The sequence below is a fragment of the Natronorubrum bangense genome (assembly GCF_004799645.1).
GTDB classification, from domain to species: domain Archaea; phylum Halobacteriota; class Halobacteria; order Halobacteriales; family Natrialbaceae; genus Natronorubrum; species Natronorubrum bangense.
Genome location: NZ_CP031306.1, coordinates 299,533 through 315,505, shown reverse-complemented (window position 1 = coordinate 315,505; position 15,973 = coordinate 299,533). Strand labels below are relative to the sequence as shown.

General features: G+C 59.2%; 13 protein-coding genes. 7 read left to right on the top strand and 6 right to left on the bottom strand.

The genetic code is table 11. From position 1 onward, the window contains the following. Positions 1-150: 150 nt before the first annotated feature. From DV706_RS16955 to DV706_RS16945, 3 genes are all read left to right on the top strand, one after another. Complete coding sequence (locus DV706_RS16955; RefSeq protein ID WP_006067712.1) at positions 151-2,196, top strand: glycoside hydrolase family 18 protein; 2,046 nt, start codon at positions 151-153, stop codon at positions 2,194-2,196. 176 nt (positions 2,197-2,372) lie between these two features. After that, the gene (locus DV706_RS16950) at positions 2,373-3,404 is read left to right on the top strand and encodes a glycosyltransferase family 2 protein (protein ID WP_006067713.1); all 1,032 of its coding nucleotides are present in this window, start codon (positions 2,373-2,375) and stop codon (positions 3,402-3,404) included. A 296-nt stretch (positions 3,405-3,700) separates the two neighbouring features. Next, positions 3,701-5,161 carry a flippase gene (locus DV706_RS16945; protein WP_006067714.1) on the top strand — a complete coding sequence of 487 codons (1,461 nt, stop codon included), beginning with the start codon at positions 3,701-3,703 and terminating at the stop codon, positions 5,159-5,161. Positions 5,162-5,267: 106 nt separating this feature from the next. On the opposite strand, the gene DV706_RS16940 is transcribed toward DV706_RS16945, so the two are convergent. After that, positions 5,268-7,130 carry a hypothetical protein gene (locus DV706_RS16940; RefSeq protein ID WP_006067715.1) on the bottom strand — a complete coding sequence of 621 codons (1,863 nt, stop codon included), beginning with the start codon at positions 7,128-7,130 and terminating at the stop codon, positions 5,268-5,270. Between the two features lie 362 nt (positions 7,131-7,492). Beyond that, entirely contained in the window at positions 7,493-8,269 is a 777-nt protein-coding gene (locus DV706_RS16935) for a glycoside hydrolase family 18 protein (protein WP_006067716.1), read from the bottom strand. 409 nt (positions 8,270-8,678) lie between these two features. Between DV706_RS16935 and DV706_RS16930 the strand changes: the two genes are divergently transcribed. Beyond that, entirely contained in the window at positions 8,679-8,939 is a 261-nt protein-coding gene (locus DV706_RS16930; protein ID WP_240756789.1) for a hypothetical protein, read from the top strand. A gap of 78 nt (positions 8,940-9,017) precedes the next feature. Here DV706_RS16930 and DV706_RS16925 read toward each other — a convergent pair whose 3' ends face one another. After that, entirely contained in the window at positions 9,018-9,710 is a 693-nt protein-coding gene (locus DV706_RS16925; RefSeq protein ID WP_136350750.1) for a hypothetical protein, read from the bottom strand. A gap of 602 nt (positions 9,711-10,312) precedes the next feature. Between DV706_RS16925 and DV706_RS16920 the strand changes: the two genes are divergently transcribed. After that, positions 10,313-11,323 (top strand): DUF1616 domain-containing protein, encoded by a 1,011-nt coding sequence (locus DV706_RS16920; protein WP_240756791.1) that lies wholly within the window; start codon positions 10,313-10,315, stop codon positions 11,321-11,323. A gap of 19 nt (positions 11,324-11,342) precedes the next feature. Here DV706_RS16920 and DV706_RS22515 read toward each other — a convergent pair whose 3' ends face one another. After that, a complete protein-coding gene (locus DV706_RS22515) occupies positions 11,343-11,510 on the bottom strand; it encodes a hypothetical protein (protein WP_006067720.1) in 168 nt (55 codons plus the stop codon). A 17-nt stretch (positions 11,511-11,527) separates the two neighbouring features. Then, entirely contained in the window at positions 11,528-11,638 is a 111-nt protein-coding gene (larC, locus tag DV706_RS22510; protein WP_006067721.1) for a nickel insertion protein, read from the bottom strand. Between the two features lie 559 nt (positions 11,639-12,197). On the opposite strand from larC, the gene DV706_RS16910 reads away from it, so the two are divergent. Together DV706_RS16910 and DV706_RS16905 are read left to right on the top strand one after the other, a co-directional pair. Further along, entirely contained in the window at positions 12,198-14,426 is a 2,229-nt protein-coding gene (locus DV706_RS16910) for a CDC48 family AAA ATPase (RefSeq protein WP_136350751.1), read from the top strand. 228 nt (positions 14,427-14,654) lie between these two features. Next, positions 14,655-14,945, top strand: coding sequence for a hypothetical protein (locus DV706_RS16905; RefSeq protein ID WP_049889989.1), 291 nt, complete (start codon positions 14,655-14,657; stop codon positions 14,943-14,945). A 28-nt stretch (positions 14,946-14,973) separates the two neighbouring features. Here the strand turns inward: DV706_RS16905 and DV706_RS16900 are convergent, their stop codons facing one another. After that, positions 14,974-15,900, bottom strand: a complete 927-nt coding sequence (locus DV706_RS16900; protein ID WP_049889979.1) for a DMT family transporter — start codon at positions 15,898-15,900, stop codon at positions 14,974-14,976. Between the last annotated feature and the right edge of the window lie 73 nt (positions 15,901-15,973).

The window sequence follows — 15,973 nt, the reverse complement described above, 5'->3', positions numbered from 1 at the left end:
TGATCGAGAAGTTCGTGTTTTAATCGCTCATACTGCTGTTTTAACAACTAGTAATTAACCACACACCCAGGAGAAATGCTGAAAAATTATATAAAGAATGGATATATTAACAAAACTCTATAGCTTTCTGGAGCGACTGACAATGGATGCATGGTACGCGACCCGACGGAGCGGGAAGATGACGCGGACAAGAATTATCACCGAACCGAGAGTACGATTAACCGGCGATCGTATTTGAAAGCGACGGGAACGGCGTTCGTCGCAGCAGGATTGACGGCGGGAACAGCGAGTGCGAATACCGGTAGTGAGTCCTCCTCGAACGGGTACCACGTCAACGGCTGGTACCCGTCGTGGGGATGGTGGGACGATTACCGCCCGTCGGACGTTCCGTTTGAACTGCTTGATTTCGTCAGTATCTCCGATTTCACCCCGCAGCCTGACGGGACCGTAGAGTTCACGTATCCGTCGATCGAGTCCTCCGTTCTCGAGGAGTTCCGTCAGGTCGATCGAGACGGATCGAACGTGCTCGTGATGCTCGGAGGTGCCGGCGGTTCGCAGAACTTCGCGGATGCAGTGAGTACTGCCACTCGCCGGGAGCATTTCGTCGAGACGACCCTCGATTATCTCCGGACATACGACCTCGACGGCGTCGACATTGACTGGGAGTTCCCACTCGATATCAGCGCTTCCGACGCCGAAAACGCCGAGAAGCGGCGGAACTTCACGGCGCTGATTGAACTGTTCCGTGAACGGTTGGATGAAGCCGGTAGCGAGGATGGAAAGTACTACTGGCTCTCGGCATCGTTGTCGCCACAGCCGTGGCGAGCTCGCGAACACGATACGCAGCGCCTCGGCGAACTGCTCGATTTCGTGGCGGTTATGAACTACAACTACGCCGGGAGCTGGTCCAGCGCTACCGAACACGACGCCCCGCTTTTTTCGGAGATAGATGACGGGGTTCATGATTACCCACCGTCTTCTCACGCCGCGTTGCAGGCGTGGATCGAAGAAGGAATCCCAACAGAGAAAATTAACCTCGGTGTTCCCTCATTCGGCGTCGTCTTCGAAGGCGTTCTCGACGGCGGTACGAACGGTCTCGGCCAGCCCTGGTCGACCTGGGGCGGCAGCGAACAGTACTCCACGATCGCCGAACGGTATCTCGATAGTTCGGAGTTCGAGACGTTCTGGGACTCCACCGCGGAGGCCCCCTTCTCGTATTCGGCGAGTCAGGAGACATTCGTTTCCCACGAGACTCCCGAGAGCGTCAAGCGGAAGTGCCAGTACGTCGCGGACCGGGAACTTCACGGATTGATGTTCTGGCAGATCGGCGGGGATACTTCGAATCATGAACTACTACGGGCCGCCAGCACGGGAACGGACGATCACTCTATTAGTGATCCGTCAAACGGCGAGGACCGGGAAGTCGATGACGAGATATCGCTGGTCACGGACGGCGTCTCCGACATCTCGACATCGACAGCCACGCTGCACGTCACGATCGAGTCGATGGGCGACGTCGACAGCGCTTACCTCTGGGCGGCGTACGCGCCGGTCGGCGCGGACAGCTGGCCGGAGTCGTCAGCGGGCGGGTTTGAAGTGACGAGTGAGGGGGAGTATGAACTCTCGCTCGAGACTATGCAGGCGGGAACGGAGTACGAGGTTCGACCAGAGCTATGGAACGAGTCCGGGACCGAGTCACCGGACTTCGGATCGACGATCACATTCTCGACGGCGACGGGTGATAAGCCCGACGACGAACCCGACGACGAACCCGACGACGAACCCGACGACGAACCCGACGACGAACCTGAAGACGAACCTGACGACGAACCCGACGACGAACCTGACGACGAACCTGAAGACGAACCCGACGACGAAGATAGTGCTACGTCGGCTCCTCGGATCAATCGATTCCGTCTACGCAACTGGAGTAACCCACAGTGGGCCAGAGTGCGCGTAAGGTGGGCGGTTTCCGACGCCAATAGCAACCTCGAGACGGTTTCTCTCCGACTCATCGATCCGGACGACAGGAGCGTCGTCGACTCGAAAACGGTCAGCGTCAGCGGGTCGGGTGCCTGCAGTTCCGACCGTCTACGGAAGCGTCACGAACACGGCGAATACGAGGTCTCTCTCGAAGTGACAACATCCGACGGAGAGTCCGCGTCGACTCGAACGGACGTTCGTCTCCAGAGGTAAGGAGAGAGGCCCGGTTTGACGGTCGCTTTCCGACGCCGGTCAGTTCGTCCGGATACCTTGCCTTTCGGAACTGATACCGGTTCGATAGTGTGATGTTTCGATAATACGTATCATTATGACCGACCGTTCGCCGAGCGTGTACACAACATTATACACTCAATCGAACAAACGACGGTATGATCACTGCCGAGAGGGAATTTCCGGTCGATAAGCGGGATACGGAACAGACGCTTGATTCGATCGAATTTTCAGTAGTCGTTCCGACTCGGAACAGACAACGCGATCTCGAGCGGTGTATCTCGTCGATTGGCGACCAATCACGACCGCCGGAAGAGGTAATCATCGTAAACGACGGAGAACTCTCTTCGGAGCTCGTTGAACGGTTTCGGTCAATACTTCCGGAGACGGCCGATCTGACGATCACGGGTTCCAAACGCGGTTGTGTACCCGGATCGGGCACCGCTCGAAACACGGGAATGACGCTCGCGGCGAGCAGTGTCGTCGTCTTTCTGGACGACGATACGGTCCTTGCGCCATCGTATCTCGACAGACTACATGCTCTCTATTCGTTGCATGATTCGCCGACTCTTGCTGGAATCGGAGGGTTGCTGTTCGGTCCTCGAACTGACGAACGAGGAGAAGACACCGTCGATGCGCTTTCGAAGGCGTTTGATCGACTTTTTTATCAGGGAACCTCTCTGTGGAAGATCAACAATGCAGGTTTTTCTGTTCGATCGTATCAGACGGGAGAGGCGCCGATCACGGTGATGAAGGGCGACTGGATCGGCGGGAGCAATATGAGCTACAAACGGGACGTCGTGACGGACGTGCGGTTCCCGCAGTGGACGGCCGGCCGTGAGCCGGGGGAGGACCTGATGGTCGGCTGGCAACTGAAGAAGGCGGGATACCACTCGCTCATCGATCCGAAACTCCCCCTCAAGCACCCTGAAACCAACCACGAGAGGGACGTTTTCGAATCAAATGCACGCGAGGGTCGAAACCGCGTTCGCGCGTTCGAATCGCTCGGTGAGCGGAAACACGCACCGCTGTTCGCGTGGGCGATGATCGGGGCCACCTTTCGAACGTTCCTCAGATACGCTCTGAGAAGAGAGTGGACGGCTGCTCTCGGGAGTTCGCTGGGATTTCTCCTAGGCACCCTCAGTCAGGTTTTCGAGTCCATAACCGGAACGCACGAGACACTTGCGTGAACTTCGGTCGCAGATTCTATACCCTTTGAATTTGCCGTTCGACCGCGATCGGTCCGGACACGGCTGTCGCCATAATCGCGTATTCGGCGCCGGAAACACCGCGATTACCGCCGTTACTGACACCGGGTTTTTATCGGTAAACGGTGTAACCGAGTCACCGCGATCAGAGCTGCTTTCGACTGTGTATGACGCACGAATCCGATATTTCGAGTGCCGGAGACGACCGAACGCACCGTGCCGAAAAATGCGACCCGACGGACAGACTCGACGGCCCACGTACTCATTCACGTGACTAAATGAGAAGCGAACTCGTTGAACATATCTCCGCAGAGCTTGGTGGGAGAGTATTCCACGCGCTGATCGGCGGGCTGATTCTGGTATTTCTGACTCGCGTTCTGGGTGCAGATTCCTACGGAATTTTCGCGCTGGCGGTGTCGGTCTTCATGGTCTCAAGGCTGTTCAGCGAACTCGGGATCGCCCGTTCTGCGGCACGGTACGTCGCCGAGTACAAACACGATAACCCCGGAGTGGCAAACACGGTCGTCTCAGAGTCGAAACGGATCGCAATCGTTGCCGCGGCGACGGTCGCTCTCGCTCTGGCCGCCGCCTCCAATTGGATCGGGGCGTTGCTTGACGAACCGGCCCTCCCTTCAGTCGTCTTTGTTGGATCTGGCTACGTTCTATTCTACTCCCTCCATGAGTACAACCGGACGATCCTGCAAGGGTACGAACGGGTTGCGACCAGCGCCAAGCTCCACGCGACGGAAGCGGGACTCACGGGGCTTTTCGTCGCCGCGTTTGTGCTCTATAGACCGACGGCCGTCTCCGCGGTGATCGGCTACGCGGTTGGGTTCGGCATTGTCACGCTGGTCGGGTTCTATACGGTCAACTCGGTTCGAGATCGGGTCGCCAACGAGTCCCTCCCGACGAGCGAGATCCGGAACCAAATTTTGAAGTACAACGTTCCCCTTTCGGTTACGAACCTATCGGAAGTCGTCGATCGGCAGATGGACATCCTTCTCGTCGGTTATTTCCTCAATCCGCTGGCCGTGGCTTACTACATGATCGGGAAGGAACTATCGCGACTCGTCGGCATTCCGGGTGCCGCGATCGGTTTCGCACTCTCCCCGACGTACGGCGCGGAAAAAGCCGCGGGCCACCTGGAGCGAGCTTCCAAAATCTACGAGGAGAGTCTGAAAAACGTGCTCGTTTTTTATATTCCTGCCTGTACCGGCATCGTCCTCGTCGCGGGAGTCGCGATCCCGAACGTTTTCGGCGCAGAGTATTCCGGAGCGATTCCGGTCGTTCAGATACTCGCGCTGTTCGTCTTCTTCGAAGGACTCGCACATATCTCGAGCGACACGCTCGATTACCTCGGACGGGCGCGTACCCGGGCCGTGGCTAAGTTTGTCACGTCGATCGGAAACTTCGGGCTGAACGTGCTTCTGATACCCGTCATCGGGGTCGAGGGGGCAGCCATCGCGACCGTTATCACGCACGGACTCTACTCTCTCATAACCGTATACCTCGTCCATGTCGAGCTCGGGTTCGAACTCGTTCCGCTGAGACAGTGTCTCGCACGGGTTTTGGTGATTACGCTCGTCATGGGGCTCGTGGTTTATGTGCTCGTTCAGACGTTCAGTGGGTACATCGCCATACTTGTCGGCGTCGGGGCGGGAACGGGGATTTGGCTGCTGGGCTGTCACGCGCTCGCCCTACTCGACTACGGACAACTGGCAGCAGAGGTCCGAGAGTGACCGTGTGGGACTCGAAGACATCTCGTACTGATCTGGGACGGTCCCACCGGTTCACGAGGGATCTAAAACATGGAACGTATCCCAAGAGAGTACGATCTCGGGTTCGCTACCGGTAGTACGAGACCGTCCCCGAATCGTGGACGCGGTTGCGTTCGGCCAACTCGTCCCAGGCCATCTTCTCAGCGGAAACGTACGCATCGTCTTCGGCCGTGTACACCGGTCGCTTCTCGAACTCGTCCTCGCGTATCACCACTCCGTCGAACTCCGCGTGGACGATAGTCTCGTTCTCTACGGGAAATGCATTGCACTCCGCCTCGTGTATGTTCTCCGCGTAGTGACAGGTGATGTGGTCGGCGCCGAGTGCCCCCTCGTGAATTTCGAGTACCCGTTCAAAGGTCCGTTCCTCCTGTTCGGTGAGATAGTAGGTGTAGAATGGACGGTCGACGACGGGATTGTCTGAGGAAACGAAATCGTTCGAGACGGCAACGAAAGAAAAACAACTCAGCAGCACTATGAGTACGAGCAACCCCCTCTTTCCACCCACACTCAACAGCGCGTACAGCCCGTATCCTCCCGTGAGTGCAATAAAAACGAACCCGTAGTGGGCAAATCGTCCTTCGGTAAGATGGACTCCCGCAAGCGCGTCCACGATCAGTACCGGCGACGGGTAAAGCAACGGGATCATGACTACCGATGCAACTGCGAACGACGCGAACGCACCGGACCGCTCCCGATCGCGGAGGAACCAGGACAGGAACCCCACGAGGACGAACAAAACGAGAAACGAGTAGGGCGTGTAGTTGGCCACCTCTCTCCACGGCGCCTCAAATATTCCGCTCGGCGCACCCTCTCCCGATGCACCGCCGTATACGAGCTCGGTCCCCATCTCCACAAGCCGAGTGAGAAAGTAGCTCGAGAAGAACTCCGCGCGGTAAAACCAGTAGACAGCGGTGACCACGCCGATAATAGAGACAGTGAAGGTGTCGACAACGTACGGTCGACCGGAGCACATCCGCTCGGCACCGTAGAGGATCCCCAACAGTACGGCCAAAAACGGAATCGTGACTGGATGGTAGACGACGATTCCTCCAATAAAGAGGATACGGAGAAGTCGCATGCGCGGCGAGGCGCTGGCGACGAGCGTCACGAGGAGGGCAACGAAGAGAACGGAGGTGACGCTGCGAGAGATAGAGTACATGCCGTAGAACACGTATTCCGGAATCGCGATTAACACCAAACAGGATAGCAACGCGACCCGTTCGTTCGACACGAGGCGCATCGCGAGCGCGTACACCATTGGTACTCCGGCGGCGAATATCGACCCGGATAGCAACATCAACGCTGTATACGAGTCGAGCCACTGACCGGACAGCGACGAGGTCGAGCCGACGTAGACATGCCACAGGGCAAACTGTTCATATATCTCTGCCGCTTCGGGCATTGTTCCCGTTTCGTATATCGACTGGATCATCGCGTGGTGTGGCGGGAGATCCTCTCGTCCGATGAAGTAGTTGTAGTTGAGCGTGACACTGAAGATCGACACTAGAAGGGTCAGACAGAGGTGATAGAGCGAAAGGGCGACGTGGACGGGTCCCGTACCCGAGAGGACGAGGACGAACAAAAGAGCGTAGACGACGGCGTAGACCACAAAGAACCACGTCGGTCGAACCGCAAACGAGGCCGTCAGATAGATCATCAGCGCGACCGACGCGTGAATCAGGATCGACGGAACGCGCCAGTCGAGCGAGTCGAACGAAACCGATCGATTCCTCGCGTTGGTCGAGACCGACCGAACGACGAATGGGGCGAGGATCATCGGAACTGCGAGATAGATGCCGAGCACGCTGAAATCCGTCATCCCGACGAGGAAGGGAACGGCAACTCCGAGAACTCCAGCGATCGGAAGCAGGACGAGGAAGATTCGGACGGTGAGATCGAAGATTCGATCCCGATCGACGACCGCGTTCATAGGTGCGTACGCGTGACCACGCGATTCTTTCCATTAGTAGTCTGTGCGATCCGACGGTGGACTCGACCGTCGCCTCCGATCACTCCGGCGGTCGATCGACGCTTTCGGCGAGCGAACTCGCTGCCGCCCGGTACCTCTGTCGACAGCCTAGAGGGGCGTTCTCGAGACATGGGGTACGCGATCACGAGTCGTACGTCAACAACCGTTATATAGTGCCGTGGCCGGATCGGTAGAAACCGCCCCTTTCTTCTGTTCGAGGTATCGTTCTCGGCCTTTGCCGCCAACCAACGGACGATAGTCGCATCGATCGTTACGAAGAATCCACTCGGCTACACCTACGCGAACTACGCATCGAAGGCGCGTTACGAATTATGTTCGGAGAATATCGATGAGAAATCGAAATCGTCCTGCTCAATACCGCTGTGTTCTGGATTTACCTCTCCAACCTCCCCGGGGCTGTCTCGTTCGACGGTCCAGAAAGAGAGCATTCGAACGCCGCGGTCCTGGGCGAATTCCCGGAGTTGCCGAGCGTCATTTGGGTAGAACGCACCGCCGGCGCTGTTTTCACCGATCATCGGCGTGGCTCCGATTAACGACCAGAGTCTTTCTTCCGATCTGTCCGGGAACCGTTCGGCGAGCTGGTCGTGAGCCCCTTCGAGCGTCGAGATACAGTGTTCAGCCCTCGGAGCAACGTACACGTAGTTCATGGTCATCACGTTGATTATTTCGATCTCAACGCCGTGATCAATCGCGCTGTCGAGTATCGGCAGGTCGGAGATTCCGTCAGTGTTGGCCCGCAGCGTGTACGATACCCTCAACTCCGGATAGCGGTTCTGCAACAACGCGAGCGCTTCGTTGCGTCGGTCAAAGACCGGTTGGTCGGCCTTCTCGTCGTTGATGTCAAAATAGTCAACATCATATTCCCGAACGACCCGTTCGAAGGCGTCCGCGAGAGACTCCGGACCGTCGAAGGCCTCCGCGAGGTAGTCGCCCAGCGCACCCCCAAAGGAGACTATCAGCTTCCCACCGTTGTCCTGAAACGCCACAATCTCGTCGTCGAACGGGCTCTCGCCGACGACGTGGTCGGGGTCTCCGTCCCAGGCGGGATTTCCGTCCGGTCCGGCGAGAATAAACGCCAAACTGAGTCTGTCCGTGCCCGCCGATCGACTCCACTCTATCGGCTGCCCGTTCGATACGCTTGGTAGGTGATGATACGGTGCGAAGAACGCCTCTGGCCATTCGTTGGACGTATGCGAGTTGGAAGCACAACCGGCGGTAGCGGTCGAGAGTGCGAGGCTGCCAGAAGCGAGAAATGCCCGTCGATCCACATCTAACACTCGAACCCGCTCCGTTAGTTGCTTGTGCAGGCATAGAAAGGGTGATGATGTGCGGGTGTGATGCAGCGCAGCCGTGCTGCTCGAGAGTTCCGTTCCCGCATCACGTTCTCGCGCGGGTGACGCGCGCGACCGTCTACGGTCGGCACAGACGAACTCGGATGACGTGTCGGCTGGCCCCAGTTTTACTTACCCACACGGCGTGGAACGAACCATGGTAACCCAGCGACGTATGCGGGTACTCTCCTGGCAACTCGTGTGGATGCTCGGTGTCATCGTGAGCCTTGCCTTTCTGGGCGCGTTCTCGTACGAACTGTTCTTCGTGCTCTCAACGGTCGGTTTCCTGCTCCTCGTCGACCTCATTCGCCCGAGCATCGCGAGGCCTGAGTGGTGGATGCGGGCGAGATCGATTCTCGTGCTTGGACTGATCGGACTCGCGGTCGTGATCGCAAGGCGGATGATCGTGATGGTGTAACTCCTTACGCTGCCTCACAGGCACGAAACGACGGACCGGCGCACAGTAGCGGCCCGATACAACTCGATCGAGGGCCGTTCACTCCACTGAATCCCACGAACAGGTAATCTCCCAGTCCGCGCTACCGCTGGCGGAACGGACCTCGAGGGTCACCGGGCGACCGAGTCGGCTCGCAAACCCGACGGCCAGATAGGACGCGATCGGATGGTCGAACCGATCGACGTCGCCGAACGCGCTTCCGGCCACGCCGACCGTCGCCTTCCCCTCCGAGGGAACGACGTCCGCGACTGCTTCGTCGGCGATCTCCAGTACGTCTACCAGTCCGTCGGTGAGTGCTTTGGCAGTCGTTTCGACCTCTGGGTCGAGGTCACCGGGAAGCGTTCGATTGACGTCTCGATACAGCCCTGATCCACTCGGCTCGAAGACCAGATCGGTCGTGTCCGTCTCGGCCGACGACCACGGGACGGTGGGGTCGGTCGGAACTGATTGATCACCCTCCGCAGGGACGGAGAGCAACACCTTGCCGTTGGCCGGGACGTATATTCGTCGGTCGGAGAGTTCGAGCGCGTCGACGAGTGCCGCTCCGTTGGTCGCGGAAGATGCGTACACGTTCTCGGCGACGGTATCGGGGAGAACTCGGTCGGAACTGAGAACGATAGCGAGAACGGCACCGAAAAGTCCTGTCGCCGCCAGCGAAAGCAACACTTCGCGAGCGTCCGAGAAGACGACGCCGCCGACCCCAGCCAGTGTCCCGACGGCAACGAGTCCCAAGGCGACCCGGTTACGGCGGGACGAGCGGAAGCGCAAACTATCGTTGCGACTGGAGCGGATATTCTCGGCCGGGTCGACGGGGGCACCGTTCCGTAGCTCGGAAATCAATTGCTTCTCCTCTACCGTGGAAGCCCCGCTGTCTTCATCGCTCGAACTCATGGTCCTCCATCGCCTGCGAGTTCGATCGTGATCGCGTTTCGTCGGACGAACCGGCAGGGACCGTGCCTCCGTTGGCCGTGTCGTTTGCGGACCGGACAAGTCGACGCCGTCGAGACCGACAACCGCCGTAATTCGCTCGAGACAGCGGAGACTCGCCGAACGGGGCACGCCTCGCCGCGGATCGTCGTGAGTTGATCATCGGGGACACTACGTGAATAGGGAATTTCAAAGGGAGGGGAGGTAATATGTTATTACCGCTGGGACGCTGTTTCCACGAAGTCACCGTCTGCTCCGTCCGATCGTTTACATTCGGTTAACACGATCTGTTACCTACGACCGTATTCCGGGAATAGTCCAGAAGACGTTACAGTATGGTAAGTCGCCAACTGGTCTTTTACCGTCAACAGAAGTAGAGTGACCGGATGAGAACCGATCGCTCGGATATGTCGTCGAACGGTCATCGCCGCGGGACGGTCCCGGTCGATCTCGTGCTCGTCATCGCTGCCGTTGTTCTACTCAACTTCGCGGTCTTTGCGCCGATCGTTCGAGAAACACCAATCCGCGTTCCTGTCGCGGTAGCGTTCGTCCTGTTTGTTCCCGGTTACGTCGTCGTCGCCGCACTGTATCCCGACGACACTGATCTAACCGATTGTGCGCCTGTAGACGATCCAGATTCGCTGCGATCGGGGCGACTGCGGTCCGGTATCGGCAGCGTCGAACGGGTAGGGCTCTCGTTCGCGCTTAGCTTTGTTATCGTACCGGCACTCGGCTTTCCCCTGGCTCGCACGTACAACGGAGTTCACCTCACCTCTACGACCGCCGCTCTCACCGCGTTTACCCTCATTGTGACTGCGATCGCTACGGTCAGGCGTCGGAACCTCCCCGAAGAGGAGCAGTTTTCGGTTCCAATCCGCTCGTGGCTCGCGACGGGGCGATCGAGCGCCCTCCCGTTCGACGGCTGGGCCGACGCCGCGTTGACCGTCCTCCTCGTGGTGTCGTTGCTTCTCGTGGCTGGTAGCGTCGGGTTCGCCGCCGTCAATCTTCCACAGGACGACGAATTCTCTTCACTCTCACTGCTCACCGAAACGGAGAACGGGGAGTTGACCGCTGACGGGCTCCCAACGGAGGTAGTGGAGGAAGAACCTGCGGAATTTATTGTCGAGGTCGAGAATCACGAGCACAGAACCACAGAATACACGCTCGTCGCTGTCGAACAGTCGCTCGAATCCGGGAACGAGAACGGCGAGACGGCCGTTGGGGAAGAGCGCGAACTCCACCGGACCGATCTCTCGCTGAATCACGGAGAAACCGAACGCCTCGAGTACGAACTCAAATCATCCCTCGCCGACGAAGAGACACGCGTCGTCTGGTTGCTCTACGTGGACGACGCGCCCGAGGACCCGTCGATCGACGACGCCCCGTACTACGTTGATCTCGTCGTCGAGTTCGAGTAACTCGCGTCGTCGATCACAACTAACTCCGGACTATATCTCGAGCGCCGGATTCGATCCGACGAATCACGTTACGGGTCGGGACGTCCGCTTTTGCGGCGACTGTCTCGGCGTCGTCGTCTTCCGCACTCACGTCGTACACCTGCTCATCACCATCACGTCGCTCGAGACCTTTACTGTCACTTCGCACGTCTCGAACTCTCGCATTCAGCGGTGTGTGACCCCTGCGTCACGCGCTCCTGTGTCGGCCAGCCTCTCCCGAAGTCCGCCGAGAATCTCCGGCGTCGTGTCGTCGAGGTCTGTCTCGAGGACGGTCATATCGTCTTTCGCCGGTTCGCATCGACTGCACCCGTCGCTGATCAGCTTCCGAGATCTTGAGATGCTCGGTCCGGACATCGCCAACCCCACACCACTCGTGGTCACACAGCGGGACTTGGTCGACAGAGGATCATCGGCATTGGTTACGGGTCTCACTGCCACACTTGTGCAGTCGCAACTGAATCGAGGTGCCCTCGAGGTCCACCCCCAGTACGCTCGCAGACCTCGAGATAGCTGCGGTGACATGGCTTTCGACGTAGTCGTCGGGGCGACTCTGACATCGATCACTGTACTGAGGGTCAAATCACTGCTTGTGCACACGTGCCATCAAACACGAGGAGGAGTAAGCAGTATCGGTCACAACAACTCGCATCCAATTGCCACGAATAGCTGCCTCGAGCAGCTGTCGGTACCATCAAAACCAACCGATGCCGGTACATCTATGTACGCGCCAGTCATACCTCGATGTGATAGCATCTAGCACGGTAACAATCTGCGCTAGCAAAAAAACTATCCGCTCAGGAAGCGGAGTCATTGACATCGCCGTCCATCCCGAATCATGAATGAAGTTCAACTGGAGGTTGCGAAGGCATACCCGAACGACTCGGGTCGTGGTATCGCCCGACTCGATCCGGACACGCTGTTGCATCTAAAGCTGAGTCCGGGCGACATCATCGAAATTGAAGGCGCGAACACCACCGCCGCGAAGGTGTGGCGCGCAGACCGGCAGGACTGGAACACGGATACGGTCCGCATCGACGGCTTCACTCGGCAAAACGCCGATGTGGGTATCGGCGAGCGAGTCACGATCCGCAAGGCTGAAGCCACGAAAGCGGACAAACTCACGCTCGCGCCGCCGGAGGAGGCGTCAGTCCAGTTCGGCTCCGACGCGGCTGGCATGGTCAAACGCCAGATCTTAAAACGGCCGGTCGTCGGCCGCGACATCGTTCCCGTGATGAGTTCGACGAACCACCCGTTCATGCGCTCGCCGGGGCAGGCGATTCCGCTCATCGCCGTCGAAACCGAACCCGAGGGCGTCGTCCTCATCACCGAGGACACCGACGTCGAACTCCGCGAGGAGCCGATCAGCGGCTTCGAGAAGACCGGTGGCGGGATCACCTACGAGGACATCGGCGGCCTCCAAGGCGAAATTCAACGCGTGCGGGAGATGGTCGAACTCCCGATGAAACACCCACAGATCTTCAAGAAGTTGGGGATCGAGCCGCCACAGGGTGTCTTGCTTCACGGCCCACCTGGCACGGGGAAGACGCTGCTCGCCAAAGCCGTCGCCAACGAGACGTCCGCGAGTTTCTTCTCCATTGCAGGCCCGGAGATCATCTCGAAATACTACGGCGAGTCCGAACAACAGCTCCGGGAGATCTTCGAGGATGCAAGCGAGGAGTCGCCATCGATCATCTTCATCGACGAACTCGACTCGATCGCACCGAAACGTGAAGATGTCACCGGCGAGGTCGAACGCCGTGTCGTCGCTCAGCTGCTGACGATGATGGACGGCCTCGAGGCACGGGGTCAGGTCATCGTCATCGCAGCGACCAACCGCGTCGATTCGGTCGACCCCGCGCTGCGTCGACCCGGCCGGTTCGACCGTGAGATCGAAATCGGTGTGCCCGACGAGGTGGGTCGCGAGGAGATCCTCCAGATCCACACGCGCGGGATGCCGCTGTCGGATGACGTCAACCTCGGCCATCTGGCCGACGAGACCCACGGCTTCGTCGGGGCGGACATCGAGTCGCTGACGAAAGAGGCCGCGATGAAGGCGCTGCGCCGATACCTTCCGGAGATCGATCTCGACGAGGAGGATATCCCGCCGAGCCTGATCGACCGGATGATCGTCAAGCGCCAGGACTTCCGTGGCGCACTCAACGAGGTCGAACCCTCGGCGATGCGGGAGGTGCTCGTCGAACTCCCGAAGATCTCCTGGGACGACGTCGGCGGTCTCCACGACGCCAAAGAGCAAGTCCAAGAGTCCGTCGAGTGGCCACTGAACAACCCCGAGCGGTTCAGTCGGCTGGGCGTCGATCCGCCATCCGGCGTCTTGCTGTACGGCCCGCCCGGCACCGGGAAGACGCTCATGGCGAAAGCCGTCGCCAACGAGACCAACGCGAACTTCATCTCGGTGCGTGGCCCACAGCTGCTCAGCAAGTGGGTCGGCGAATCGGAGAAGGCCATCCGACAGACCTTCCGCAAGGCGCGGCAGGTCTCGCCAACGGTGATCTTCTTCGACGAACTCGACGCGCTCGCGCCGGGCCGAGGCGGCGAAGTCGGCTCGAACGTCTCCGAACGCGTCGTCAACCAGCTGCTGACCGAACTCGACGGGTTAGAGGAGATGGAGAACGTGATGGTCATCGGGGCGACGAACCGTCCGGACATGATCGATCCCGCGCTCTTGCGTTCGGGTCGGTTCGACCGGCTCGTCATGATCGGCGAGCCCGACATCGACGGTCGTGAACGCATCCTCAACATTCACACGGAGGAAACACCGCTGGCAGCCGATGTCACGCTCCGTGAGATTGCCGAGATCACCGACGGCTACGTCGGCAGCGACCTCGAGTCGATCGCCCGCGAGGCGGCGATCGAAGCGCTACGCGAGGACCACGAGGCCGATATCGTCGAAATGCGTCACTTCCGAAAGGCCATGGAGAACGTCCGACCGACGATCACCGACGACATCCTCGAGTACTACGAGCAGATCGAAGAGGAGTTCAAAGGTGGCTCGAGCGGGCCGGACCCGACGGGACGACGCGGCAGTCGGATCGGCTTCCAGTAACCCACGAGTCGGCTTTGGGTGCGGTTTCGGTTTTTTGATGGCTGTAGCAATTGCATACTGAACGGTGTCCGCTGGAGCCATCCGGCTGAGAATCGACCAATTCGAGTGGAGAGGGTGGGATTCAGATTCAGGCCGACCTTACACACGGTAAACCTCTCACAACACGGTGAAACGCTCGTGCTGGTCTATCTGCTGAAATCCACTCAGTTGAAAGAACTGAGTAGTTCGATGTCGAACCAACCCTCCGGTCACGATCAGGACACCGTGGTGTCTCGAGAGCGAGATGGCGAGGATCAAGACGTTGATGGGACACTCGAGAAGATCGTCCCATCGCTTGCTGGGCCGATTCGCACCACGGGGTTCTGGGGCGCGATCGTCCTGCCGATTCTGTACCTCCCGGTGCTTATCACTGGCCTGTCGACGTCCTTCGAGGCGAGTCTCTTTCTCGGGTTGATCATCCTGCATCTCCTCGCACTGTACGTTGGGCATGCACACCGTCGCCGAGAGTCTGACCAGTAACGAGTCGTGTTCGCGACTGTACCCTCGCTCACTCACTCGACTTGTGTCGGCGGAGCTGTCCAACCGCGCGGCGCAGCACCTGCCGCTTGACGAGAACGAAGCCGGTCGCGATGAGCCCGAAGCCGACGACGGTCGTCGCATCGATGACTTCGCCCAGATAGAGCCAGCCGACCAGCGCGGCGAAGATCGGCGCAACGTACGAAACCATGTTGATCTCGACGGCACCGAGGCGCTCGAGCAGGTCGAAATACAGCAGAAACCCCAGCGCGCTCGCGACGAGTGCGAGATAGCCGAGCGCACCGATCGCCTCGGGATGTGTCCACGTCGATGGCTCAAGTGGCTCGCGCAGCGCCAGACTCACAGCGTGCATCAGGAGTGCACCGCCGAGCATCGACCACGCCTCCATCGTCTCGATCGGCAACGTGGTCTCGAGACGGCGAGTGAGGACACTCCCGAGTGCGAACGCAGCGGCGGCACAGAACACCAGCAGCGTTGCAACGACATCTGTCGTCAGCAGATTCGAGGGATCTGGCTGGGCGATCACGCCAACACCAACCAGCCCGACGAGCAAGCCGGCGGTACCAAGCGGCGACAGCGCGTCGGATGGGACGAGCACTCGAGCGAAACCGGTCGTCAAAACCGGTGAGAGACTCACCACGATTGCGGCTGCAGCTGCGGTCGTGTTTTGCTGGCCGACGAACAAGAAGACGTGATAGGCCGCGATCAGCAGCGTCGCTCCGACGACGACCACCGCCCACTCGTCGCGCCCGCTCGGATACCAGTCGTCGACGGCGTAGGCCGCGTAGGCAAGCATGACCACGCCTGCGATATCGTATCGCAGTGCTGCGAACAGCACTGGTGGAAAGTGCTCGAGGCCTGCACTGATCGCGACAAACGCGGTCCCCCAGATTCCTGCAAGGGCCAAAAAAAGCCCAAGCGTTCGAGCGCGACTCACATCGAACGTCTCGTCAGGAGCCCCCTCTCTGTTTCGATTCGAGAACAGCGCTGGCAGATGGAGCGATTCAGTA

Bases quoted from the DNA above. Each gene is read 5' to 3' on its own strand.
- DV706_RS16920 (WP_240756791.1), top strand. From the start codon at position 10,313: ATGTCGTCGAACGGTCATCGCCGCGGGACGGTCCCGGTCGATCTCGTG.
- DV706_RS16955 (WP_006067712.1), top strand. From the start codon at position 151: ATGGTACGCGACCCGACGGAGCGGGAAGATGACGCGGACAAGAATTAT.
- DV706_RS16950 (WP_006067713.1), top strand. From the start codon at position 2,373: ATGATCACTGCCGAGAGGGAATTTCCGGTCGATAAGCGGGATACGGAA.
- DV706_RS16905 (WP_049889989.1), top strand. From the start codon at position 14,655: ATGTCGAACCAACCCTCCGGTCACGATCAGGACACCGTGGTGTCTCGA.
- DV706_RS16940 (WP_006067715.1), bottom strand. From the start codon at position 7,130: ATGAACGCGGTCGTCGATCGGGATCGAATCTTCGATCTCACCGTCCGA.
- larC (WP_006067721.1), bottom strand. From the start codon at position 11,638: ATGACCGTCCTCGAGACAGACCTCGACGACACGACGCCGGAGATTCTC.
- DV706_RS16930 (WP_240756789.1), top strand. From the start codon at position 8,679: ATGGTAACCCAGCGACGTATGCGGGTACTCTCCTGGCAACTCGTGTGG.
- DV706_RS16945 (WP_006067714.1), top strand. From the start codon at position 3,701: ATGAGAAGCGAACTCGTTGAACATATCTCCGCAGAGCTTGGTGGGAGA.
- DV706_RS16910 (WP_136350751.1), top strand. From the start codon at position 12,198: ATGAATGAAGTTCAACTGGAGGTTGCGAAGGCATACCCGAACGACTCG.